The sequence below is a fragment of the Arthrobacter sp. AQ5-05 genome (assembly GCF_003287975.1).
Lineage (GTDB): Bacteria > Actinomycetota > Actinomycetes > Actinomycetales > Micrococcaceae > Paeniglutamicibacter.
On sequence record NZ_QMKQ01000018.1, the window covers coordinates 65,046 to 88,252 of the forward strand.

Here is a 23,207-nt window from a genome sequence, read left to right on the forward strand (position 1 = left end):
CACTGGATCCTTAGAGACCGTTGTCCTCTACAAATTGTCCCACCTTGTCCTTCTTCAAGGCATCTGCAAAGTCCGAAATCACCGCCATGTCAGGAATGACGATGGACTGGCCATCGGCGGAACGTCCCGTTCCCTTGTTGGGGAGCGTGAAGAAGTGCATGTCGCTGGAGCGAACGTTGGCCATGGTGGTTCCTAGCTTGGCCACCTTGACGGCGTCGAGGGTCTCGTCGACTGCGACATATGGCGCGAATTCCTTGACGGTCTCGGAAATCTTCGCGGGGTCCGTCAAGGTTTCCTTGGACATCAGGGTGCTCATGACGGCCTTGACGTAAAGCTGCTGGTTGCGAACGCGCTGGTAGTCGCCATCCTTGAACGCGTAGCGTTCGCGAACAAATGCCAGCGCCTGGTCACCATCGAGCGTCTGCACTCCCTTGGGGAACACAAATCCGTTCTTGAGGTTCTGCTTAAAAGCGATCGGGTTGTTGATCTGGACTCCACCCAGAGCATCAGTCAAGCCCTTGAAACCTTCGAAATCAATGGAGGCCACATGGTCAATACGTGTGTCCAAAAGGCCTTCAAGTGTTTGGACGGCCAATGCGACCCCACCGTAGGCAAACGCAGCATTCACTTTCGCATTGCCGTGGCCCGGAATGTCCAACCAGGTATCGCGCATGATCGAGGTGACGTAGACACCTTCGCGGTTCGCCGGGATGTGGACGAGCATCATGGTGTCGGAACGACCACCGTTGGGCAGCGAGGCAAAGTTCTCTTCGCCTTGGTCCTTGGCACGGGTGTCGTTGCCCAGAAGCAGGATGTTCACCGCGTCCTTGGCGGCTTCAGCTTTTTGCGGACGCGAGCTTTCCTCGGGAAATGCATCCGTAAGCTTGGTGGTGTTGTTGTCAAAGCTGCGAGCGAGCGAGAACAGGTACCCCCCGGCTACGAGAAGTGCGATGAGGACCAGTGATACTGCGCCCAGCAATATCATCAGCCCGGTACGTTTCTTCTTCTTTGGCGATTCGTAGCCTGTGTCCTCGAAGGACCCGTTCAAATGTGTCATCAATGCCTCTCTAGCAAATACTCCTTTACATCCTAGTCATGTCCCACGACCGGTAGGCTGTTTTAGTGCCCAGATTGATTTTTAGTAGCCTAGATTCCCATAACTCACAGTCGGCTCCCAGAAAAGATACAGCCAGAAAGAACCGTCGAGTTCGGTTTACCACCGTTACGGTAGCCTCGCTCGCGGGATTCCTTGTCCTGTCCGGCTGCGCTTCAATTGCAAACGTCCAACCCGCGGACGATGCCGGCAATCCGTTGTGTGCCGAAATGATGGTGGTGCTTCCTCCGGAGATTTCGGACCAGCAGAAGCGCCAGACCAATAGCCAGGCCACCGCCGTGTGGGGAGACCCTGCGCAGCTGGTTCTGCGTTGCGGTGTCACTCCCCCGCCGCCGTCAACGGATCCATGCGTCAGCGTGAACGGGGTTGACTGGTTGGCCAAGGAAGGTGACGAGGCATGGACCTTGACCACCTATGGACGGGTTCCGGCCACCGAATTGGTGTTCGATCCCAATGTGATTCCATCCAGCACGGTTCTGGCGACCCTGTCATCGGCAGCGTCAAAGATTCCTGCCGAGCGTGCGTGCTCGACGGTGAGCAAGACCATAAATGTCCCCTAGCAATACTGCTGGAACCTACAAGAGGGGTGTTTAGCCAAGATCTACTTGGCTAAACACCCCCTTATTCATTCGGCACGGCTCTCAGCGAAGACCCGTTTTCCGGTTCAGTCCCAGGTGGATCAATTCATCAATGAGATCCGCGTAGCCCAATCCAGTTTTGGACCACATATGCGGGTACATGCTTGACGGGGTGAAGCCGGGCATGGTGTTTATCTCGTTGATGATCCATTTGCCCTCTGGCGTGTAGAAGAAATCAACACGAGACAGACCCTCGGCATTCACGGCGTCGAAGGCGTCGGCTGCCAGCCGACGCACTTCCTCCGTGGCTGCTGCATCAAGGACCGCGGGGCAGCTGAGCTGCGCGGCAGCCCCGTCCACGTATTTTGCATCAAAGTCGTAGAAAGTGTGGCCGGCGTTGTCCACCACGATCTCGCCGGGCATGGAGGCCCTCGGCGGCAGCGAGCCGCGTCCCTCAAGAACGCCACACTCGATTTCACGTCCCACGATGCCGGCTTCCACAATCACCTTTGGATCGTAGATGCGTGCCGCCTCGATGGCGGCAACAAGTCCATCGGGAGTGTCCACTCGGCTGATACCCACGGACGAACCCGCGCGGGCCGGCTTGACGAACAACGGGTATTCCAGTCCATTGACCGATTTCAGGCAGGCATCCTGGTCACGTTCCCATTGCTTGTCATGGATGACGACGTAGGGGCCCACCGCGAATCCGGCGGCCTCGAAGACGACCTTCATGAAGTGTTTGTCCATACCAATGGCACTGGCGGCAATGCCCGAACCCACGTAGGGGACGTCCACCATTTCCAGCATTCCCTGCAAGGAACCATCCTCGCCAAACGGGCCATGCAGTAACGGGAAGACCAAATCAATATCGCCCAGGCTGCGCACGGCGTGCGCTGCATCCGAGGCGAGCAGTTCGTGGCTGCCAGGTTCACCAGTCAGGCGCAGGACCTCGTTGCCTGCGATTACTTCGGGCTTCTTGCTGTTGGCCAGCGACCAAGACGTGACGTCCTGGTCCACCAGGGTCCAGGCTCCCTCGCGGGTGATCCCCACTGGCACGACTTCGTACTTGTCACGGTCGATGGCTTCAAGAACACCGGCGGCGGTGACGCAGCTGACCGGGTGTTCGGATGAGCGGCCGCCAAAGAGCAGCATGACCCGGGGCTTGTGGTTGTTAACCTGACTCATTTGAGTTCACCTTCAGACTTTAGTTGACGCCCGAGCAGGCGTGCTCCCATGTTCTCCACGCTGAGCGTGCCTTCCAGAACCATTACCACGGCCTCGGTAATGGGTACTTCCACGTTGTGGCGCGTCGCCAAATCCAGCACTGCCCGCCCGGACTTGATGCCCTCGGCCGTTTGCGACATGCGGTCGTTGACCTCGTCCAGGTAAAGGCCCTGGCCCAACAGCCGGCCCGCGGTGTTGTTGCGCGAGAGCGAGGAGGAGCACGTGGCGACCAGGTCCCCCAGGCCGGCAAGGCCGGAAAGGGTTTCATAGCTTCCACCAAGCGCCAAGGCGAGGCGCGTGGTCTCGGCCAGTCCACGGGTGATGATTGAGGACTTGGTGTTGTCCCCCATGCCCAGACCGTCGCAGATGCCCACTGCCAAGGCGATGACGTTCTTGGCAATGCCCCCGATTTCCACGCCAATGACATCGGTGTTGGTGTACGGGCGGAAGTAGTCGGTGGAACAGAGCGTGGCAATCCACGTCGCCGTCTCGATGTCGGTGCAGGCGACCACGGAAGCGGTGGGCTGCTTGCGGGCAATTTCCATGGCCAGGTTGGGTCCGGAAAGGACTGCGATTCGTTCCGGGGAAATTTCCACCTCGGCGAAGATCACTTCGCTCATCCGCGCATCGGTGTCGCGTTCAAGGCCCTTCATCAGGGACATGAGCACGGCGTTGGGTTCCAGGAATTCCTTGAAGGAACGCAGCTGCTCGCGCAGGCTTTGGGCCGGGACGGCCAGGACCACCAATTCGGCCCCGGCCAGCACCTTGGCGGTGCTGGAGGACGAGGAGATATTGCCGGGGAGCTTCGTTTCGCGCAGGTAACGCGAGTTGGTGTGGCGCGTGTTGATCTCCGCCGCCACCTCGTCGCGGCGGGCCCAAATCATGACCTCTATGCCAGCATCGGCTCCGGAGTCGGCGAGCACCTTGGCAAAGGTGGTCCCCCAACTTCCGGCGCCCATGACAGCAATCTTCCTTGGTGCGGGCCTCATTTATTTGTCCTTTGTTTCGTTCGTCGGGGCCCCGTTGTCGAAATTTCGGCCCTGAGCGGCCTGGCCGTGATCCGCCGGGTCCCAAAGGACCTCCGGTGGATTCTGGCCACGTAAGACGCCCACATCCTTGGCAATGGCTTGCATGATGCGTTCAGTGGCTTCGAGGAGAATCGTCCGGGTCAAGGGGACATCCCGCAAGTCATCCAGGTCAACCGGATTCCCGGCCATGACCGTTACTCGTTTGCGGGGAAAGAGCTTCAGACCCTTGGCATAGCGAGGGAACAATTCCTGGGCACCCCAGTGCGCCATCGGAATAACGGGAGCACCGGTCTGCAGGGCCAGCCGCGCAGCACCGGTGTGCCCACGCATGGGCCACAGGTCCGGGTCCCGGGTCAAGGTGCCCTCGGCGTAAATGACAATGACGCCATGGGCGTCAAGGACCTCGCGTGCGGCCTTCAGCGACTGGGATGCTCCCGCGGAGGTGCGGGCCACGGGAACCTGACCGGTGTTGCGCAGGATCGTGCCGAGCACCGGCACCTTGAACAAGGATTCCTTGGCCAGGTAGCGCGGATACCGCTTGGAGCTGTAGATCGCGTGGCCCACGACCAGCGGATCGATTTCCGTCACGTGGTTGGGGCACAGAATGAAACCGCCCTCGGGCAGCTTGTCGAAGTCCCGCCACGTTCGGCTGATCATGAGGTTCATGACCGGCCGAACGATTCCGGCCGCTATGGCAAACGCGGTTTTTGTACCGCGAGATTCTTTCATGCAAGTCAGCCTATGCGGATCAGGCGATTTCATTCATCTCGACGCGCGCACCCAAGTCAGTGAGCTTGTCCATGAACTTTTCGTACCCGCGGTTGATCAGTTCGATCCCGGTGACGTGGCTCGTGCCCTCGGCAGCGAGCGCGGCAATTAGGTGCGAGAATCCGCCGCGCAGGTCCGGGATGTCAATGTCCGCCCCGACCAGCGGAGTCGGACCGGTGATCACGGCGGAGTGCTGGAAGTTGCGCTGGCCGAAACGGCACGGGATGGCGCCGAGGCATTCGCTGTGCAGCTGGACGCGGGCACCCATTTCCACCAAGGCGTTAGTGAAGCCGAAACGGTTCTCATACACGGTTTCGTGGATGATGGAAACGCCGGTGGCCTGGGTCAGCGCCACGACCAAGGGCTGCTGCCAATCGGTCATGAAGCCCGGGTGCACGTCGGTTTCCAGGATGAGGGGCTTAAGCTCCCCGCCAGGGTGGAAGAACCGGATGCCACCGTCGGTGACCTCGAACTCGCCACCGATCTGGCGGTAGGTGTGAAGGAAGGCGGTCAGGTCGCGCTGCGCAGCGCCCTCAACGTAGATGTCGCCCTTGGTGACCAAGGCAGCCGAGGCCCATGATGCGGACTCGTTGCGGTCCGGCAGGGCCTTGTGGTTGTAGCCGCTGAGGCGTTCGACACCGATGATGCGAATGACGCGATCACGGCCCACCGTGATGATTGCGCCCATTTTCTGGAGCAAGGAAATCAAGTCAAGGATTTCCGGCTCAATGGCCGCGTTTTCGACCTCGGTGGTGCCCTTGGCACGCACGGCTGTCAGCAGCACCTGTTCGGTGGCGCCGACGCTCGGGTACGGCAGGGAGATCTTGGCACCGGTCAACCCGTGCGGGGCCCGGATGCTCGTGCCCAGCGGGCCGGCCTTGTCGATCTCCGCTCCGAAGTGGCGAAGCACATCAAGGTGGAAATCAATGGGGCGGTCGCCGATCTTGCAACCACCAAGGTTGGGGATCAGCGCCTCGCCCAGGCTGTGCAGCAGGGGGCCGCAGAAAAGGATCGGGATGCGGGAGTCCCCGGCATGGGTATCGATCTCATTGCTCGTGGCTGTCTTGGTCCCGCTGGGGTCCATGGTCAGATCGCCCGTGGCCTCGTCCTTGGTCACGGTGACACCGTGGATCTTCAGAAGGCTGGTGACAACGGCAACGTCCTTGATTTCCGGGACGTTGCGCAAGACAGAGGGTGAATCCCCCAGAAGAGCCGCGACCATGGCCTTGGGAACCAGGTTCTTGGCACCCCTGACGGTCACTTTTCCCTTGAGTGGCACGCCACCATGAATCGTTAGGACTTTCGCCATGAACTTAAGAACCTCACCACAATTGTTTGGCCTTCGAAACCGAAGGTAAGACTAAGCAAGCATACAGCCCCCGACATTGCCGGGGGCTGCATGGAAGGTGTAACGCCGGTCGCGTCCCAGGGCGCTGTCCCCGCCGGATCCACCGCATTCCGCCGGTGATCAGCGACTATGAGCGGAACATGAGAGCAGGTTACGCGGTGAGCTAATACTCAGGAGTAACGTGCCGGCAGGGTGGTTGGCTTGAAGGCCGGACGCTGGGCTTCAAAGGCCGTAACCTCTTCCTCGTGCTGGAGGGTCAGGCCGATATCATCGAGCCCCTCCATCAGGCGCCAGCGGGTGTAATCGTCAATCGCGAACGGGGCAATGATCGATCCGCACGTAACCGTACGAGCCTCGAGGTCAACCGTGACCTCGGTGCCCGGATGGTTCTCGATTTCCTTCCATATCAATTCGATGTCGCTCTGGGCAACCTCGGCGGCAACCAAGCCCTGTTTGCCGGAGTTTCCGCGGAAGATATCAGCGAAGCGCGACGAGAGGACTGCCTTGAAGCCGTAGTCCTTCAGGGCCCACACCGCGTGTTCGCGGGAAGATCCGGTGCCGAAGTCGGGGCCGGCCACCAGGACGGAGCCCTTGGAGAACGGCTCCTGGTTCAGGATGAAGGACGAATCCTTGCGCCAGCCGGCAAAGAGTGCGTCCTCAAAACCGGTGCGGGTGATGCGCTTGAGGTAGACGGCCGGAATGATTTGGTCGGTGTCGACATTGCTTTGTCGCAGCGGGACGCCGATTCCGGTATGGGAGGTGATCTTCTCCATGATGAATCCTTAGGCTGCTTTTGTGGACGCTGCGGGGGCATCCAAGTCGGACGGCGAGGACAGTGTGCCCCGGATGGCGGTGGCCGCGGCGACAAGCGGGGAGACCAAGTGGGTGCGGCCCCCCTTGCCCTGGCGACCCTCGAAGTTGCGGTTGGACGTGGAAGCGCAACGCTCCCCCTCCGCGAGCTGGTCCGGGTTCATGCCCAGGCACATAGAGCACCCGGCAAAACGCCATTCGGCACCAAAGTCCTTGAAGATCTTGTCCAGGCCCTCGGCCTCGGCCTCGAGGCGAACCCGTGCGGAACCCGGGACCACGATCATGCGGATCTCGGGGTCCTTTTCCCGCCCCTCGATGATCGCGGCTGCCGCGCGGAGGTCTTCCATCCTGCTGTTGGTACAGGAGCCCAGGAAGACGGTGTCAACCCGGATCTCCTTCATGGGCGTCCCGGCCTTCAGGTCCATGTATTCAAGCGCACGCTCGCAGGCCGCGCGGGCGTTTTCGTCCTCGAAGTCTTCGGGGGCCGGTACGGTCTCGGAGAGCGAAACGCCTTGGCCCGGGTTGGTGCCCCAGGTGACGAATGGCTCCAAGGTATCGGCATCCAGGAACACCTCGGCGTCAAAGTTTGCGCCCTCGTCGGTTGCCAGCGTGTCCCATTCGGCCACGGCGGAATCCCAGTCGGCACCTTGCGGGGCGTGCGGGCGGCCCTTGAGGTATTCATAGGTGGTCACATCCGGTGCGATCATGCCGGCGCGGGCGCCGGCCTCGATCGACATGTTGCAAATGGTCATGCGGGCGTCCATGGACAGCGCACGTATGGCCGAGCCTCGGTATTCCAGGACGTAGCCTTGTCCGCCGCCGGTGCCGATCTTGGCGATCACGGCGAGGATGATGTCCTTGGCGGTCACTCCCGGCTTCAGTGTTCCCTCGACGTTGATCGACATGGTCTTGAAAGGCTTCAAGGACAGGGACTGGGTAGCCATCACGTGCTCGACCTCGGAGGTTCCGATGCCGAACGCCAAGGCACCGAAGGCGCCATGGGTCGAGGTGTGGGAGTCACCACAGACGACCGTCATTCCCGGCTGGGTGAGACCCAGCTGGGGACCGACCACGTGGACAATGCCCTGTTCCTTGTCACCGAGGGAGTGCAGGCGCACGCCGAACTCGGCGCAGTTCTTGCGCAGGGTCTCGATTTGCGTGCGGCTGGTCAGGTCGGCAATCGGCTTGTCGATGTCCAGTGTCGGGGTGTTGTGGTCCTCGGTGGCGATCGTCAGGTCGGGTCGGCGCAACGGGCGCCCGGCGAGACGGAGGCCCTCGAATGCCTGCGGGGAAGTCACCTCGTGAACCAGGTGCAGGTCGATATAGATCAGGTCAGGCTGGCGCGCAGCGCCTGCCCCTTCTCCCTTGCGCACCACGTGCGCGTTCCATACTTTTTCGGCCAGCGTCTGTGCTGCCTGGTGTGCGGCCATGACCGACTCCCTCACTTGATTAAAATCCTATGTCTCAACTGTTCCATCGCAACCCTCGTAATATCCACTACACGGACTTGCATCTCAAATAGTGAGACTGCAATATCAAACTATGGACACATCAAGTGGCGTTGGCGTCATCGACAAAGCGGCCCTCATCCTCAATGCCCTTGAAGCGGGGCCCACCTCCCTGGCCCAGCTCGTATCACTGACCAAGATTTCGAGGCCCACCGTGCACCGCCTGGCACAAGCCTTGGTCCACCACCGGTTGGTGGGCAAGGACATCCACGGCAGGTTCGTGCTGGGCGGTCGTCTCGTCGAGCTGGCCTCGGCGGCCGGTGAGGACCGTCTGATAGCCGCGGCCGGCCCGCTGCTGCTCCAATTGCGCGACTCCACAGGCGAAAGCACCCAGGTGTTCCGCCGGCAGGGAGACTACCGCGTGTGTGTGGCCTCAGCCGAACGTCCCGTTGGCTTGCGGGACACCATTCCCGTAGGAACCCAGCTTTCCATGAAAGCCGGTTCTGCCGCCCAGGTCCTGCTCGCGTGGGAGGACCACGAACGTTTGTTGGATGGGCTGCACGGAGCCCGGTTCACCCCTACCATTCTTGCCGGAGTCCGGCGCCGCGGTTGGGCCCAAAGTCTCGGTGAGCGTGAGCCCGGCGTGGCTTCGGTCTCGGCGCCCGTCCGAGGGCCTTCGGGTCGTGTCATCGCCGCGGTTTCCATGTCGGGACCGATCGAACGTCTTTCCCGCCAACCGGGCCGGGCGCACCAGGAAGTGGTGGTCCAGACGGCCAATGCCCTGAGTGACGCACTTCGCAAGACCGGCGAGTAGCAACGATGCCCGTCTGCAAGAGGGCTGTACCTTAAAGCCTGGGCATGTACGTCATTGGGGGACTTACGAGGCCTGCCCGCTCAGCCGTCGAAGTGGTCAAATCCCTGGGGGGATTGAGTTTGCTTGCCATCAAGCAATACCAAGGGCCCGTTGATGCCACCGGCGCTTTTCTTGACCGTGCCTACCACCCGGAAACCCTTCGGCAGATTCTCGGCACTCGGGAACGTGGCCAGTAGTCCGTGGTCTTCTCCTCCCCCGAGCACCCAATCCATGGGATTCCTTTTAAGGCGCTCGGAAGCGGGAGCCAGGCGATGAAGGTCTTTGACCATTGTCTGGGTGTTGAAATCAATATCCACGCCACTGGCAATCGCCATCCGACGCCCGTCCTTGATCAAGCCGTCCGAGATGTCCATCATGGCGGTCGCTCCGGCACGGGCAGCTTCCGGGCCGGCGGCCAATGGCGGTGCCGGACAACGCTGGCCAAAGACCAGCACGCGCTCGGCTTCGGTCCACTCGAGGTGGGAGACCTGGGACTCAAGCAGTGATAGGCCTGCGGCGGCAACTCCCAAGACGCCGGTGACCGCCACCACATCACCCAGCCTTGCGCCGCTGCGCAACACCGGCTTTTCGGTCGCAAGGCTTCCCGTGACGGCCGCCGTGATGGATAGTTCGCTCCCCCGGCCGAGGTCTCCCCCGGCAATTGCACAATGGCTGGCGCCAAGGTCGCGAACGGCCGCGCTGAATCCGTCCGCCAGGTCTTCCACCCAAGATGCCGGTGTCTCATGGGGCAGGGTCAGGGAAATCACCGCGGATGTCGCAAATGCCCCCATGGCATTCACGTCCGACAGGTTCTGGGCAGCCGACTTCCATCCAACGTCAAAGCCGCTGCTTTCAAAACCGCTGGGCCAGCGCAACCGGAAATCCTGGTTCTCCACCAGGGTGTCCACCGTGATTACGAACTTGCCATCCGGCGCCGAGATCAGTGCAGCGTCATCTCCCGGTCCGAGCAGGGCAGGTGCACCTTTCAGGCGAGGCAGGATCCTTGCCAACAGCCCGCTTTCCCCAAGGCTCCCGACCGTCAGTACATTAGTTTCTGGCACGTTCCAAGGCTCCAATAAAAAGATTGTGTCTGGTGATTTCAGCGCCGACCGGTTCAATGACCGCTCGGCTCGCGACTTTTGCCACGGAGGCGTGGAGAGCTTTGCGGGCCTTTCGGGCACGCCCCGCTGCCCCGATCCGGGCAACCAGTCCCGTGGCGAGCCCCAGGACGATTCCCAATAGTATGCCGATGACGACCATGAGCGTGGGGACGGGGAACCCTTCTATCTTGGGAACCTCGGGCACAGTGAATTGGAAGTATTGCGCAGCGAACAATGCCCCCAGCCAGAGCGCTCCGGCCAGGGCAGTGACAAGCGAAATCCATTGGATGACGGAGACCACCGGCCACCACCAGGCGCCCTTCGTTGCACCGATATCGGTGTTGGCAATGGCTTGATCCAATTCATCGGCCAGGGTTTCCTGGCCCGCTCGCGCCGCACGCCGGATTGAACCCTGCCAGGCTTCGGGTGCACCTTCACCGGCTTGGTCTGCATAGCGGCGGACCGCGGTATCGGCTTGAGCCTTTTGCGCGGCGCCGGGGGCCGGCAAGGAGGTGCGATTAAGCTTCGGATTCACTTCCGTGCTCTTTAGGTTGAGCCGGCGCAGCGGATCCGGACGAACCTTTGCCAGCCACCGGGTTAGCGGCCAGCCGGTTTTCTTGTGGGCATCAAGACGATACGAGCTTCGCACGGCATCCACCACGGTGTCGACCCCGGCTGCTGCTGCCAGTTCGCCCGTGAGCGACTTCTTCGCGGGTTCCGAAGGAAGAGCGAGCTCTTTCATGGAAGAGCCTTCGCCCATCCGCTCGGCAATGCCCGCCACGTCGGCGGTTAGCCGGCGTGTGGTGGCCCCGCGTTCAGTGACCACTCGGGCAATTTCCTGGCGCAATGGGTCCAGGCCTTCGCCGGTCAGCGCCGAGACCCCCAGCAACCTTGGGTTGGCCAGGCCGTCTGCCAAGAGTATCGAGCGCAAGGAATCCATCACCGGTTGACGCTCATTGTCCCTGAGCTTGTCGATCTGGTTCAGCACCACCAGGGTGACCGATCCGTGGGTTGCCAGCGGTCGGATGAAGTCGTGGTGGACTGCGGCATCCGCATATTTTTGTGGATCAAGGACCCATATCAACACGTCGACTTGCCCGGCAAGCTTGGTGGCAATTTCGCGGTTTGCTGCGACCGTGGAATCGAAGTCCGGCAGGTCAAGGAGGATCAGCCCGCTCGCTTCCTTTTCCGATCCAAAGAAGCCCTTCTTTTCCAGGCGCAAGGGTGAGTCAAGCACATGGCGTTCCTGGACGCCCAACCAATCAAGCAGTGGATCGGAACCGGTGCGGCCCCAGATTCCGGCCAGTGGCTGGCTTGTGGTTGGCCTGGTTGCTGCCGCCCTCGCGAGGTCCTGTCCGGCAACGGCATTGAACAATGAAGATTTTCCGCTGCCTGTGGCTCCAAAGAATCCCACCACGGTGTGTTCCGCGGAAAGCGTCCTGCGCGTTGATGCGCGTTCGAGCATCTTCCAAGAAATTTCACTCACCGCAACGTCAATGCGGTCGGCCCCCAACTCTGTGGCTTCTTTGAGCGCTTCCAATCGAAGCTCGAGCGGGCTGGTGGTCGTGGTTTGACGGCGGCGGCTCATGCACCTTGCTCCCGGGCCAGTCGGCGTATGGCTGCCGAGTTCTGTTTCAGTCGTTTGGCGTCCTCCGCCGTTGGAATGCCTTGAAGACGGACAAGGAATCGTTCCTTTTCCGTCTCGAGAAGATCGGTGCAACGGACCGCTAAGGAATCCTTGGCACGCTTGGTGAGCCTGCGCACGGCGTCCTCCCCAAAGATCGCCTCGAGAAGCTTTTGCCCAACCACGGCCGACCCTCCCGCAATTCCTACTTCCAGCCCGGTCAGTCCGGCAGTGGAGGCAAAGACCACCACCATGAGCGCAACGGCAACCCCGTTGACGCCAAAGGAGACCATGCGGGCGGTCATGCGCTTGTTGGCCCCCTCGGTGCGGATGATACCCATCAGGTCTCCCTGCCAGGCTCGCACCTGCTCGGCTACCCTGTCGGAGAAGCCTGCGGAGAGGGCTCCGAGGTTGGCGGTCCCAACCAGCCCCTTGCCAGCGGGATCGGCCCTCCAGCGCTCCTCGGTGGTTTCACTCGCCTTGGCGGCCTGATCGACGACAACTGCATGCAGGCCGCTTTCGATGGCGGCCTCGATGTTGTCGACGGGCTTGGGCTTGCCGGTGAAAAAGGCCCCGATCCGATCTCTCAACCTGCCGATTCCGGATTCAAGGGACCGGAAGAATTCACCGGTTCCCACAAAGTCTTGCCAGCGCGCCAGGACCTCGCCACGCAACAAGGTCCCGTCTTGAACGCTGGCGAGGATACCGACGTGCGCCTGGGCAAAGGCTTCCTCCGCGTATTGGGCCAGCCTGCTGCCGCTGGCTTCCTGCTCCCCCATGGCCACGGCAATAACGTCCCCGCGGTCGGCAAGCTGGCCAAGAACCCCGGCAAGGGTCTGGCGGGCTATGGCGGCGCGCGATTCGCTGGTGTCCGCCAGCTCGCCCAGCCACGTCTTCAGTGGCGCAACGGCGAGGCCCGGCAGCATGTCCATCTCGTCTAGTTCGAGTTCCGGAACCACAAAGAGCTCGGCCCCGCCCAGCCCTTCTCGCTGGAGCATGCCACGCAGGTCAGTGGCGATCTCCTCTTCCACGCCGGCAGGGACCCGGTCCAGGACGACGGCGACAGTGATGTTGCGGCCAGCCGCCTCCGAGAGAAGTTTCCAGGGAACGGCGTCCGCATACCGATTGGCGGTGGTGACAAAGATCCATAGGTCTGCCGCAGCCAGCAGCTGTCCGGCGAGTCGGCGATTCTCATCCGAGATCGAGTCCACGTCCGGGGCATCCAAGATCGCCAGGCCGCGTGGGACGGCATCATCTTGGAGCAGGATGATCGAATCGGTCAGGGCGGCATCCGGTGTGGCACCTGCCTGGCTTGCCGGAATCGATTCGTTGCGGCTGACGGTGGTTCCGGTGATGCGGCGCAGGCCTGGAAGGATCCTGTCGTTTTCCAGCCAGGGGCGATCCAGCTCGTGGTGCAGGAGGATGGGTTGTCGGGTGGTGGGCCGGATCGCGCCGGCACGGGTCACCGGGTGGCCCACAATCGCGTTGACGAGCGTGGATTTTCCGGCACCGGTGGATCCACCGACAACGGCGAGCAGCGGTGCATCCAGGCTGCGGTAACGCGGCAGGATGTAGTCGTCGAGCTGTTCCACCGAGCTGCGGACGTTTTCACGTAGCTGGGCAACACCGGCAATGTCCAGGGGAAGGATGTTGCCCGAAAGATCGGAACGGACTTCGGTGAGCAGATTGATGGCTTCCATGTCTGCTGGAACTGCAGAGAGGTGTGGCGAACCTTCGGGTCCGGAGCCATTACTAGTAGTCACCACTACATCATGCCAAAGACTTGGGCTTTTTATCCGCAAGCTGTGCGGAGTTAGCCCGGAAAAATCCGAAACTACTGGTTAAATACAAAGGGTTCCAAACCTTGGTTTGGAACCTTTGCGCTGGTGACCCCAGCGGGATTCGAACCCGCGTTACCGCCGTGAGAGGGCAGCGTACTAGGCCGCTATACGATGGGGCCGCATAGCTGCAACGTTTTAGGACTGTTGCCGTCCGATTCAATTGAATCGTGACCCCAGCGGGATTCGAACCCGCGTTACCGCCGTGAGAGGGCAGCGTACTAGGCCGCTATACGATGGGGCCGTATGCTCTGCTTGGAGGACTTTCATCCCCCAAGCAGACCGGTCTCCGCTTTCGCGAAGACCGTGACGCTGGGGTACCAGGACTCGAACCTAGAATGTTGGTACCAGAAACCAGTGTGTTGCCAATTACACCATACCCCACAGCGCTTGATTCGCTCTCCGGCTTTCCTTTTCGGAAGCTTTCCTGCGCCTCAGCACGAGAAATAACTATACCGGCGGATCCGCAGAAAGTACAAATCGAGGGCTCACTAGGTGCCTAGGCACCCAAAAACCCCGGATTTCCGCGGATTAGCGACGCCAGGGATCCGAGATTTTGCAGAATTCCGGCAGGCCCGTTTTTGTGATCTGCCGCACGATCCAACAGGATTCCCTGCAGTCCCGCGGCCTTGGCACCCTGCACGTCGTTGACCGGGTTGTCGCCCACATACAGCGTGGCGTCGATACTGGTTCCCAAGAGCCGGCACCCGGCATGGAACGGACGTGGATCCGGCTTTGGCGCACCGGCGGTGTCTGAACCCACGAGCACCGCGATGCGCTCGAGACCTGCCAGCAAAAGCTTGTTGCGCTGGTAGTCCTCCACATTGTTGCTCACGGCTCCGTAGGGAATGGAAAGCGCATCCAGCTCATCCAGGCAGTCATGGACATCGGGAAACGGTGCCCACATGCTTTGGACCACGTCCTCGTAGCGGGCGCTCCACAGACCGATAGCTTCGGCCGGTGGCGCTTCCACGCCCACGAGTCCATAGGCCCGGCGGATGCGTTCGGCGCGCTGGCCAAGGAATGTCAGTTCCCCGGCCATGTAGCGCTCGTAGGCCCCCGCAGCGTCATCCGCATAGTCCCGGGCCGCATGCTCGCGCAGTGCGGCTGGAATATCCCGGAAGTCTTCTGCTGTGAGCTGGTGAAAGCCCTTGATTGAAGCCGAGTTCAGGTCCACCAGGGTGTCGTCAATGTCAAAAAGAACGCCCTCAACCCGGGCCACGGAAGCTGCTCCGTGAGTTGGGTTGAGGGCGCCGGTCGCGTTATGCACGATTCTTGTTTGCTCCTGGTTACCGGGTGGCCCGGAACGCACGTACGCGGCTCAAGGATGATTCCTTGCCCAGGATCACCATGGATTCAAAGAGCGGCGGGGAAATGCGCTTGCCCGACACCGCGGTGCGGATGGGTCCGAATGCGTGGCGAGGCTTGATGCCAAGTCCCTCAACCAAGGCTGATTTCAAGACGTCTTGAATGGTCTCGGCGCTCCACTCGGGTGCAGCCTCCAACGCGGCCAGGCCGGCGTCAAGAACCTCGGCCGTGTTCTCCGGAAGCCCCTTCAAGGCATCGGCTGCCGGCTCGATCGACGAATCCTCCCTGAAGAGGAACTCGAGCATTTCCGGCGCCTCGCCCAGGAGCGTGATGCGCTCCTGGACCAATGGTGCCGCCTCGGCAAGGATCTCGTTCTGGCGATCGGTGAGCGTCTCCCCCACCAAGCCTTGGGCCTGCAGGTATGGAACCAAGCGGGCGCGGAAGTCTTCCGGCTCCAGCATGCGCACGTGGGTGCCGTTGATGGCCTCGGCCTTCTTGATGTCAAAGCGGGCCGGGTTCGACAGCACGTCGTGGACGTCGAACGCCTCGATGAGCTGGTCCCGGGTGAAGATGTCCTCATCCGCGCTCAGCGACCAGCCCAGCAACGATAGGTAGTTCAGCAGGCCCTCCGGAATGAAGCCGCGGTCCCGGTGAAGGAAGAGGCTGGATTCCGGGTCGCGCTTCGAAAGCTTCTTGTTTCCCTGGCCCATCACGTAAGGCAAGTGGCCAAAGAGCGGCATGTACTTCGCCACATCAATGGCAATCAAGGCACGGTACAAGGCGATCTGGCGCGGGGTGGAGGAAAGCAGGTCCTCGCCACGGAGCACGTGGGTGATGCCCATCAATGCGTCATCGACCGGGTTGACCAGCGTGTAGAGCGGCTGTCCGTTGGCGCGGACCACCACGAAGTCCGGGACCGAGCCGGCCTTGAAGGTGATCTCCCCGCGGACCAAGTCCGTGAAGGTCAGGTCCTCGTCCGGCATGCGCACGCGCAGCACCGGCTCGCGGCCCTCGGCGCGGAATGCAGCGACCTGCTCGTCGCTCAGGTCGCGGTCGTAGCCGTCGTAGCCCAGTTTCGGATCGCGGCTTGCTGCCTTGTGGCGTTCCTCGACCTCTTCGGGGGTGGAGAAGGATTCATAGACGTGGCCGCCGGCGCGCAGTTTGGCAATGACATCCTGGTAGATGTCGCCGCGCTGGGACTGGCGGTACGGTTCGTGCGGTCCCCCGACGTTGACACCCTCATCCCAGGTGATCCCAAGCCAATCCAACGCATCAAGCAATTGGTGGTAGCTCTCTTCGGAGTCACGCTTGGCGTCGGTGTCTTCGATGCGGAAGATCATCTTTCCGCCGGTGTGGCGCGCATAGGCCCAGTTGAACAGGGCGGTGCGAATCAGGCCTACGTGCGGTGTGCCGGTCGGAGACGGGCAGAAGCGTACGCGGACGGGGGTTTCATCGGTCACGGTGGGAATGAGGGATACATCAGTCATGATGTGACCATTCTATGCCGCGACAGGAAATCAACCGGCCAGCACGCGGCTGTCCTCGCAACCCAGCGCCACTTAACCAGGTTTGGCCCCGGAAGCCGGGGCCAAACTGAGAAAGCGATCAGTCAGGGAGATTAGCGGCGGAACGTGTTGCTCAGCGTGCCGATTCCCTCGATCTCGACTTCCACTCGCTGTCCTTCGGTGACCAGGCCGACGCCTGCCGGGGTGCCGGTGAGGATCACGTCGCCCGGAAGCAGGGTAAAGGCCTGAGAGGCATAGGCAACCAGGTCGTTGATCCCCCACACCATTTCGGAGGTGTTGCCGTTTTGGACGACTTTTCCGTCCAGTCGGGTGGTCAGCTGCGTGTCGTCGTGGTCCAGCTCCGTCTGGATCCACGGACCCAGCGGACAGGATCCGTCCCAGCCCTTGGCACGGGCCCACTGGCCGTCCGTGCGCTGGGCATCGCGCGCGGTGAGGTCATTGGCAATGGTGTAGCCAAAGATCACGTCCTGGGCCTTCTCGGCCGGGACGTCCTTGCAGATGCGTCCAATGACCACCGCAAGCTCACCCTCATAGGAAATTTCCTCGGAGAAGCTCGGCAAGGTGATGGGATCGCCGGAGCCGACCACCGCGGTGTTCGGCTTCAGGAACATCAAGGGCTCGGCGGGCACGGAGTTGCCGAGCTCGGCGGCATGGTCAGCATAGGTGCGTCCGAAGCACACCACCTTGGAGCGGGGAATGATCGGGGCAAGCAGGCGGACGTCTTCAAGCTTGTGCTTGGCACCGGTTGGCTTGATTCCTTGGAAGAACGGGTCTCCGGCAATGACGATGACCTCGTCATCTTCCACGACGCCGTACATGGGGTCACTGTCAACGACAAAACGAGCAATACGCATGGGTTACAGCTTAGTGGTGTCGTCGACGTCAGGGTTGCTTTTCGTCTTGGACGACTTGGCCACATTGCATTCTTGCACTTCGTCGTCTTCGAGATCGTGCGGTGCTTCCTCCGGGTAACCGTTGGGGTTCCCGGATTGCCACCGCCACATGTCCTCGACCATTTGCTCAAGGCCACGTTCCGCCTTCCAGCCAATTTCCTCGCGGGCCAACGTCGGATCGGCGTAGCTGGCGGCAACGTCCCCTGGACGGCGGTCGACAATCTCGTATGGAATCTCCCGCTCGGAGGTCCGGGCAAAGGCCTGGATGACCTCCAGCACCGAGGACCCGGTTCCGGTACCCAGGTTCCACGCGTGCAGGCCACCGTGATCCTGCAGGTATTCCAGCGCTGCCAGGTGGCCGGCGCCCAGGTCCACAACGTGGATGTAGTCGCGCACGCCGGTGCCGTCGGGGGTCGGGTAGTCTCCGCCGAACACGCTGACCTTCTCCCGGATCCCCACCGCAACCTGGGCAATGTATGGCATGAGGTTGTTGGGGATTCCCTGCGGGTCCTCTCCGATCCGGCCCGATTCGTGCGAGCCAACCGGGTTGAAGTAACGCAGCTTGGCAATGGCCCACCGTGGATCGGACGCGGCCAGGTCATCGAGCATGTACTCGATGTGAAGCTTGGTGCGTCCGTACGGGTTGGTGGCGGACAACGCGGTGGATTCGTTGATCGGCAGTTCAACTGTCTCTCCGTACACGGTTGCCGAGGAGCTGAAGACCAGTGTCCGGACGTCGTTGGCGTCCATGGCTTCGAGCAGGTTCAAGGTGCCGGTGACGTTGTTGCGGTAATAAACCAACGGCTTCGACACCGATTCCCCGACCGCCTTGAGTCCGGCAAAATGGATGACTGCCTCGGGATTTGCCGCTTCAAAAACGTCCCGAAGGCGGCGCTCGTCCAGCAAGTCGCCGATGTGCAGCTGCGCGTCGTGGCCGGTGAGTTCCGCAACACGACGCAACGCCTCGGGCGATGAGTTGCTCAGGTTGTCATAGACATGGACCTCGTGCCCCTCTTCCAGAAGAAGCAACACTGTGTGGGATCCGATGTAGCCGGCGCCGCCGGTAACCAAAATGCGCATGGGTCTCATTCTATGAAACTTTGAACCGTGTTTACGCCACATAGACAGAATGGGTGGGATTCGATTCGAATCCCACCCATTCAAATGTCTTGCGATTACGCGAGCTGTTCCAGCCAGCCGTGGCGGTCTTCGATGGCACCGGTCTGGATGCCAAGCAATTCGGTGCGCAATGCCATCGTCACTGCGCCGGCGGGAGCATCGGGATCACCAATGTGCTCGTCACCGTTCTTCAGCACACCGATCGGCGTGATGACGGCTGCGGTGCCACAGGCAAAGACTTCCTCGATGTCCCCGCTGGCAATTCCCTCGCGCCATTCTCCGAGGGTGATCGTGCGTTCTTCAACTTCAAGGCCGCGGTCCTTGGCCAGCTGGATGATGGAGGACCGAGTAACGCCTTCCAGGATCGTTCCGGTCAGGCGGGGAGTGACAAGCTTGCCGCCCTTCATGACGAAGAAGACGTTCATGCCACCCAGTTCTTCCACAGCCTCGTCATTGAACGGGTCCAGGAACAACACCTGCTTGCAGCCGTTCTCTTCAGCTTCAAGTTGGGCAATCAGGGATGCTGCGTAGTTGCCGCCGCACTTGGCTGCTCCCGTGCCGCCACGACCGGCGCGGGCATAGTTGTGGGATACCCAGATGCCCACCGGCTTCAGTTCGCCGCCGAAGTAGTTTCCTGCAGGGGATGCGATGACACGGTAGGAAACCTGGCGAGCCGCACGAACACCCAGGAAGGCTTCGGTGGCGATCATGAACGGGCGGAGGTAGAGTGCCTCGCCGTCTCCCGAGGGGACCCACTGGATATCGGCCTTGACCAAGCGACGCAACGACTCGACGAATACTTCTTCATCCAGCTTGGGAAGGGCCAAGCGTTCGGCCGAACGATTGAGGCGGGCGGCGTTTGCATGCGGACGGAACGTCCAGATGCTTCCATCTGCGTGACGGTATGCCTTCAGTCCTTCAAAGATCTCTTGGCCGTAGTGCAGGACCGATGCCGCAGGGTCCAGGGCAATGGGACCGTAGGGTTCAATGCGTGCATTGCTCCAGGTGCCGTCCTTGCCTTCTTCGTTGGCTGCCCAGTCGATGACAGTCGTGTGATCGGTAAAGAAATCCCCGAAACCCGGGTTGGCCAGGATATCGGCACGTTCCTGATCGCTTTTACGGTGTGTTGAGAGAACTTCGGTGAATTCCATGATGCCGTCAGGCTTCCTCTTCGACAGGGTGTTGCGGTGGCAAGCCCATAAGGGCTTGCCACCCTAAGAATTGGTTCCTAAGTGAACCTACGCACCAGCTTAAGCCAGTGCAGCGAGGATTGCATCGCCAATCTCGGCCGTGGTGCGCGGGTCGGTCATTTCATCACGTGATGCAATGTCGCTTTCCACAGCTTCTTCCACTCGGCGGGCGGCTTCCGACAGGCCAACATGGTCCAGCAAGAGAGCAGCCGAAAGGATCGCCGCCGTGGGGTCGGCCTTCTGCTGGCCAGCGATGTCCGGCGCCGAACCATGCACCGGTTCAAACATTGACGGTGCGGTGCGGTCCATGTTGATGTTGCCTGAAGCGGCCAGGCCGATGCCGCCGGTGATCGCGCCGGCCTGGTCGGTGAGGATGTCACCGAAGAGGTTGTCGGTGACAATGACATCGAAACGCGAGGGGTTGGTGGTCATGAAGATCGTTGCGGCATCCACGTGCAGGTAATCGTGGGTGACGTTCGGGAATTCCTGAGCGACTGCTTCGACGGTGCGGCGCCACAAGTGGCCGGCGTAGACCAGGACATTGTGCTTGTGGACCAGCGTCACATGCTTGCGCTCACGCTCGTTGGCACGGCGGAATGCGTCGCGTACAACGCGCTCGACACCGTGCGCGGTGTTGATGGATACCTCTGTGGCAATTTCATGGGGCGTTCCGGCACGGAGCACGCCTCCGTTGCCCACGTAGGGGCCTTCGGTTCCTTCGCGAACAACGATGAAGTCGATTTCGCCGGGTTCGGCCAACGGGCTCGGGACGCCGGGGTACAGCTTGGACGGACGCAGGTTCACAAAGTGGTCCAGGCTGAAGCGCAGCTTGAGCAGCAGTTCGCGTTCAATCAAGCCTGAAGGAATGCGGGTATCCCCCGGTGCCGCACCAACGGCACCAAACAAGATGGCGTCATGGGTGCGCAGCGCGACGAGGGTTTCCTCGGGCAGGGTCTCCCCCGTTTCGAGCCAATGTTCGGCACCGAGCTTATAGTCGGTCAACACCAGTTGCACGTTGGTGCTCTCCGTGGCCTTATTCAGGACCTTCACGGCCTCGGCAATAACTTCTGGACCAATGCCGTCGCCTGGAATGACGGCAATATTCAAGGATTCGCTCATACACATGAGTTTATCGACTTGTATCACTATGTGAGCAACCTGTCTCAAAATATGAACAATTTTTGGCTGGACAGAGCCCAATCTCATGCCGAGGCATGAGGCACGCCCGGCGCTTGCGCCGTAGGCTTGAGGACGAAGCTAACCCCTCCAGTTGCCAACGCAGGAACCGATGACGCCACACCGCACCATAGACAAGTGGATTCGCGAGAATCCAAACAAGGTTGACCTCATCTTTGGCCTCGGAATCTGGCTCGTCTTCGGATTCCTTGCCGGCATCATGCTTGGCGTTTCAGGCAACGGTTGGACGATGTTCGTCTTGGGTTCGCTGCAGACGCTTCCGCTCATCTGGCGGCGAAGGCGGCCCGCGCCGGCCGCCGGAATCATCGTCTTCGCGCATCTGATCCAGGTCGTGGTCACAAGCGAATTGTTGCCATCCCAGATTGCCGTGCCAATTACGGTCTATACATTGGCGGCTTTCGGCAAACGGTGGGAATCCTTCGCCGGGCTGGCAGCGGGATTCGTTGGAGCTCTGCTGGCCAGTGTCCGGGTAGGCGTCTGGGCCGGCGGAAATTCGCTTGAAGGCATGGTTCTGAACTTCATAGGCCTAGGACTCGTGGTTCTGGTTGCCTGGACGTTTGGGGATTTGGCCCGTACACGACGACTTACCTTGCAAACACTCGAGGACCGCACCCGGAGGCTCGAGACCGAGCGGGAACAGGAACGTGCGTTGGCTGCCGCCGACGAACGCAACCACATAGCTCGGGAAATGCACGACATTGTTGCCCACTCCCTTTCGGTGATCATCACCCAATCCGATGGTGCACGCTACGCGAGTGAACACGACCCGGGGATTGCCAGGGAAACCCTTGCCACAATAGCCCAGACCGGACGAAGCTCCCTACAAGAGATGCGCAGACTGCTGGGTGTGCTGCGCGGCGGCGAGGAGGCCTCCACGAGGCCGCTCCCAACCCTCGTGGATGTTCCCGAGCTGCTGGAAACCACAGGCAAGAGCGGTCTGGAGATCAGATACTCGCAAGAAGGAACGGCCCAACGTGCGCTGCCTGCGGGTGCGGAGCTCACCGCGTACAGAGCGCTACAGGAGGCGCTGACCAATGTGTTGAAACATGCTGGACCTTCGACCACGGCAAGTGTGAGCCTCGTCTGGAACAGCAAGGGACTGCAGCTGGCTATTTCTGACAACGGCCGCGGAGCCGGAGCCCTCAGCACATCGGACGCAGGACAGGGACTGCTTGGCATGGCCGAACGGGTCGCCCTCTACGATGGCCGTGTGCAGGCCGAACCAAAGGCCGGCGGCGGGTTCCACGTTGACGTATTCATCCCCTACACCGAGGACTAGAAATCTTGCCCAAAGAAAACCCCATACGAGTTGCACTCGTCGATGACCAGCTATTGGTTCGAAGTGGCTTCCGAATGCTGATCAATTCCCAATTCGACCTGGAAGTCGTTGCCGAGGCCTCGAATGGCCGCGAAGCCATCGCTTCACCGGCCCTGGCTGGCGCGGATGTCATCCTCATGGACGTGCGCATGCCAGAGATGAACGGTATAGAGACAACGGAGTACTTGCTTGCAAAACAGGCCAAGGGTGCCCCAGGCCCGAAGGTCATTGTGCTGACTACCTTTGACCTGGACGAGTACGCACTCTCCGCAATCCAGGCCGGAGCCAGCGGATTCCTGCTCAAGGACGCACCTCCGGAAGAACTCCTCGAGTCGATTCGCACAGTCTTCCGCGGAGATGCTGTCATTGCACCGTCAACGACACGCAGACTCCTAGACCATGTGGCTCCCATGCTGCGACGCTCGACGCTCCCGGACAGCGCGCACGTCAAGGCCGTGGAGTCATTGACCCCACGTGAACGCGAGGTCTTTGGGCTCATAGCCAACGGCAAGTCCAACCCGGAGATCGCGGCGGAGTTGTACTTGTCGGAAGCAACGGTCAAGACACATGTAGGGCATATCCTGGCCAAATTGAGCGCCAGGGATCGTGTGCAGGCAGTTGTCATCGCCTATGAAACCGGGGTTGTCACCCCGTAGTTCGGCGCATCGATCCAACGAGAGAATTTGGCTCAGATCAATGGCTGCTTGCTGAAAGTTGGATCCATGGAACGAAAGAAGGCTTTGGCCCACAACTTCAAGTTGCGGACCAAGGCCTTCTGCTCGGCTAGCTAAATTGAATATTTGACTCTTTGAGAGCCACCAATATTGCCGTTCAGAGCCACCCCGCCAAAATGCGAATATTCTCCTTCAGAGCCACCCGTAGCGCCCTTGGGAGCCATGAAATAAGCTCCTCCCACCATG

General features: G+C 61.0%; 20 protein-coding genes and 3 tRNA genes. 4 read left to right on the top strand and 19 right to left on the bottom strand.

The window, feature by feature from the left end; genetic code table 11:
• Positions 1-10: 10 nt before the first annotated feature.
• The gene (locus DQ353_RS14895) at positions 11-1,057 is read right to left on the bottom strand and encodes an LCP family protein (protein WP_113763591.1); all 1,047 of its coding nucleotides are present in this window, start codon (positions 1,055-1,057) and stop codon (positions 11-13) included.
• 65 nt (positions 1,058-1,122) lie between these two features.
• Here DQ353_RS14895 and DQ353_RS14900 point away from each other — a divergent pair, with 65 nt between their 5' ends.
• Entirely contained in the window at positions 1,123-1,674 is a 552-nt protein-coding gene (locus DQ353_RS14900) for a DUF3515 domain-containing protein (RefSeq protein ID WP_353616696.1), read from the top strand.
• Between the two features lie 81 nt (positions 1,675-1,755).
• Here the strand turns inward: DQ353_RS14900 and DQ353_RS14905 are convergent, their stop codons facing one another.
• The 6 genes from DQ353_RS14905 to leuC form a co-directional block, all read right to left on the bottom strand.
• Positions 1,756-2,880, bottom strand: coding sequence for a D-alanine--D-alanine ligase family protein (locus tag DQ353_RS14905; RefSeq protein WP_113763593.1), 1,125 nt, complete (start codon positions 2,878-2,880; stop codon positions 1,756-1,758).
• Complete coding sequence (locus tag DQ353_RS14910; RefSeq protein WP_113763595.1) at positions 2,877-3,908, bottom strand: NAD(P)H-dependent glycerol-3-phosphate dehydrogenase; 1,032 nt, start codon at positions 3,906-3,908, stop codon at positions 2,877-2,879. The genes DQ353_RS14905 and DQ353_RS14910 overlap by 4 nt, the downstream gene beginning before the upstream one ends.
• Positions 3,909-4,676, bottom strand: a complete 768-nt coding sequence (locus DQ353_RS14915; protein WP_113763597.1) for a lysophospholipid acyltransferase family protein — start codon at positions 4,674-4,676, stop codon at positions 3,909-3,911.
• A gap of 19 nt (positions 4,677-4,695) precedes the next feature.
• Complete coding sequence (murA, locus tag DQ353_RS14920) at positions 4,696-6,024, bottom strand: UDP-N-acetylglucosamine 1-carboxyvinyltransferase (RefSeq protein ID WP_113763599.1); 1,329 nt, start codon at positions 6,022-6,024, stop codon at positions 4,696-4,698.
• Between the two features lie 209 nt (positions 6,025-6,233).
• Entirely contained in the window at positions 6,234-6,836 is a 603-nt protein-coding gene (gene leuD, locus DQ353_RS14925; RefSeq protein WP_113763601.1) for a 3-isopropylmalate dehydratase small subunit, read from the bottom strand.
• A gap of 9 nt (positions 6,837-6,845) precedes the next feature.
• Positions 6,846-8,303, bottom strand: coding sequence for a 3-isopropylmalate dehydratase large subunit (leuC, locus tag DQ353_RS14930; protein ID WP_113763637.1), 1,458 nt, complete (start codon positions 8,301-8,303; stop codon positions 6,846-6,848).
• A gap of 112 nt (positions 8,304-8,415) precedes the next feature.
• Here leuC and DQ353_RS14935 point away from each other — a divergent pair, with 112 nt between their 5' ends.
• Positions 8,416-9,135, top strand: a complete 720-nt coding sequence (locus DQ353_RS14935; protein WP_113763602.1) for an IclR family transcriptional regulator — start codon at positions 8,416-8,418, stop codon at positions 9,133-9,135.
• Between the two features lie 80 nt (positions 9,136-9,215).
• Here DQ353_RS14935 and thiL read toward each other — a convergent pair whose 3' ends face one another.
• From thiL to DQ353_RS14995, 12 genes are all read right to left on the bottom strand, one after another.
• Positions 9,216-10,184, bottom strand: coding sequence for a thiamine-phosphate kinase (gene thiL, locus DQ353_RS14940; protein ID WP_353616697.1), 969 nt, complete (start codon positions 10,182-10,184; stop codon positions 9,216-9,218).
• A gap of 37 nt (positions 10,185-10,221) precedes the next feature.
• The gene (locus DQ353_RS14945) at positions 10,222-11,862 is read right to left on the bottom strand and encodes a GTPase (RefSeq protein ID WP_113763606.1); all 1,641 of its coding nucleotides are present in this window, start codon (positions 11,860-11,862) and stop codon (positions 10,222-10,224) included.
• A complete protein-coding gene (locus tag DQ353_RS14950) occupies positions 11,859-13,598 on the bottom strand; it encodes a dynamin family protein (RefSeq protein ID WP_113763608.1) in 1,740 nt (579 codons plus the stop codon). The genes DQ353_RS14945 and DQ353_RS14950 overlap by 4 nt, the downstream gene beginning before the upstream one ends.
• Before the next feature lie 184 nt (positions 13,599-13,782).
• A tRNA-Glu gene (locus DQ353_RS14955) sits at positions 13,783-13,858 on the bottom strand.
• A gap of 49 nt (positions 13,859-13,907) precedes the next feature.
• Positions 13,908-13,980, bottom strand: a tRNA-Glu gene (locus DQ353_RS14960).
• Positions 13,981-14,048: 68 nt separating this feature from the next.
• A tRNA-Gln gene (locus DQ353_RS14965) sits at positions 14,049-14,120 on the bottom strand.
• 115 nt (positions 14,121-14,235) lie between these two features.
• A complete protein-coding gene (locus DQ353_RS14970) occupies positions 14,236-14,958 on the bottom strand; it encodes an HAD family hydrolase (protein WP_220094023.1) in 723 nt (240 codons plus the stop codon).
• 67 nt (positions 14,959-15,025) lie between these two features.
• A complete protein-coding gene (gene gltX, locus DQ353_RS14975) occupies positions 15,026-16,531 on the bottom strand; it encodes a glutamate--tRNA ligase (protein ID WP_113763612.1) in 1,506 nt (501 codons plus the stop codon).
• A 131-nt stretch (positions 16,532-16,662) separates the two neighbouring features.
• A complete protein-coding gene (locus tag DQ353_RS14980; protein ID WP_113763614.1) occupies positions 16,663-17,424 on the bottom strand; it encodes a fumarylacetoacetate hydrolase family protein in 762 nt (253 codons plus the stop codon).
• A gap of 3 nt (positions 17,425-17,427) precedes the next feature.
• Entirely contained in the window at positions 17,428-18,543 is a 1,116-nt protein-coding gene (gene galE, locus DQ353_RS14985) for a UDP-glucose 4-epimerase GalE (protein ID WP_113763616.1), read from the bottom strand.
• A gap of 95 nt (positions 18,544-18,638) precedes the next feature.
• Positions 18,639-19,733: a branched-chain amino acid aminotransferase gene (locus DQ353_RS14990; protein WP_113763619.1), complete on the bottom strand. Its 1,095-nt coding sequence runs from the start codon at positions 19,731-19,733 to the stop codon at positions 18,639-18,641.
• A 99-nt stretch (positions 19,734-19,832) separates the two neighbouring features.
• Positions 19,833-20,891: a 3-isopropylmalate dehydrogenase gene (locus DQ353_RS14995; protein ID WP_113763621.1), complete on the bottom strand. Its 1,059-nt coding sequence runs from the start codon at positions 20,889-20,891 to the stop codon at positions 19,833-19,835.
• Between the two features lie 169 nt (positions 20,892-21,060).
• Here DQ353_RS14995 and DQ353_RS15000 point away from each other — a divergent pair, with 169 nt between their 5' ends.
• On the top strand, positions 21,061-22,248 hold the full coding sequence (locus tag DQ353_RS15000) for a sensor histidine kinase (RefSeq protein WP_113763623.1): 1,188 nt from the start codon (positions 21,061-21,063) through the stop codon (positions 22,246-22,248).
• Between the two features lie 5 nt (positions 22,249-22,253).
• Positions 22,254-22,943, top strand: a complete 690-nt coding sequence (locus tag DQ353_RS15005) for a response regulator (RefSeq protein ID WP_113763625.1) — start codon at positions 22,254-22,256, stop codon at positions 22,941-22,943.
• Positions 22,944-23,207 lie beyond the last annotated feature (264 nt).

Coding starts and splice junctions, on each gene's coding strand:
- DQ353_RS14895 (WP_113763591.1), bottom strand. CDS start 1,057: ATGACACATTTGAACGGGTCCTTCGAGGACACAGGCTACGAATCGCCA.
- DQ353_RS14905 (WP_113763593.1), bottom strand. CDS start 2,880: ATGAGTCAGGTTAACAACCACAAGCCCCGGGTCATGCTGCTCTTTGGC.
- DQ353_RS14910 (WP_113763595.1), bottom strand. CDS start 3,908: ATGAGGCCCGCACCAAGGAAGATTGCTGTCATGGGCGCCGGAAGTTGG.
- DQ353_RS14915 (WP_113763597.1), bottom strand. CDS start 4,676: ATGAAAGAATCTCGCGGTACAAAAACCGCGTTTGCCATAGCGGCCGGA.
- murA (WP_113763599.1), bottom strand. CDS start 6,024: ATGGCGAAAGTCCTAACGATTCATGGTGGCGTGCCACTCAAGGGAAAA.
- leuD (WP_113763601.1), bottom strand. CDS start 6,836: ATGGAGAAGATCACCTCCCATACCGGAATCGGCGTCCCGCTGCGACAA.
- leuC (WP_113763637.1), bottom strand. CDS start 8,303: ATGGCCGCACACCAGGCAGCACAGACGCTGGCCGAAAAAGTATGGAAC.
- DQ353_RS14935 (WP_113763602.1), top strand. CDS start 8,416: ATGGACACATCAAGTGGCGTTGGCGTCATCGACAAAGCGGCCCTCATC.
- DQ353_RS14945 (WP_113763606.1), bottom strand. CDS start 11,862: ATGAGCCGCCGCCGTCAAACCACGACCACCAGCCCGCTCGAGCTTCGA.
- DQ353_RS14950 (WP_113763608.1), bottom strand. CDS start 13,598: ATGGAAGCCATCAATCTGCTCACCGAAGTCCGTTCCGATCTTTCGGGC.
- gltX (WP_113763612.1), bottom strand. CDS start 16,531: ATGACTGATGTATCCCTCATTCCCACCGTGACCGATGAAACCCCCGTC.
- DQ353_RS14980 (WP_113763614.1), bottom strand. CDS start 17,424: ATGCGTATTGCTCGTTTTGTCGTTGACAGTGACCCCATGTACGGCGTC.
- galE (WP_113763616.1), bottom strand. CDS start 18,543: ATGCGCATTTTGGTTACCGGCGGCGCCGGCTACATCGGATCCCACACA.
- DQ353_RS14990 (WP_113763619.1), bottom strand. CDS start 19,733: ATGGAATTCACCGAAGTTCTCTCAACACACCGTAAAAGCGATCAGGAA.
- DQ353_RS14995 (WP_113763621.1), bottom strand. CDS start 20,891: ATGAGCGAATCCTTGAATATTGCCGTCATTCCAGGCGACGGCATTGGT.
- DQ353_RS15000 (WP_113763623.1), top strand. CDS start 21,061: ATGACGCCACACCGCACCATAGACAAGTGGATTCGCGAGAATCCAAAC.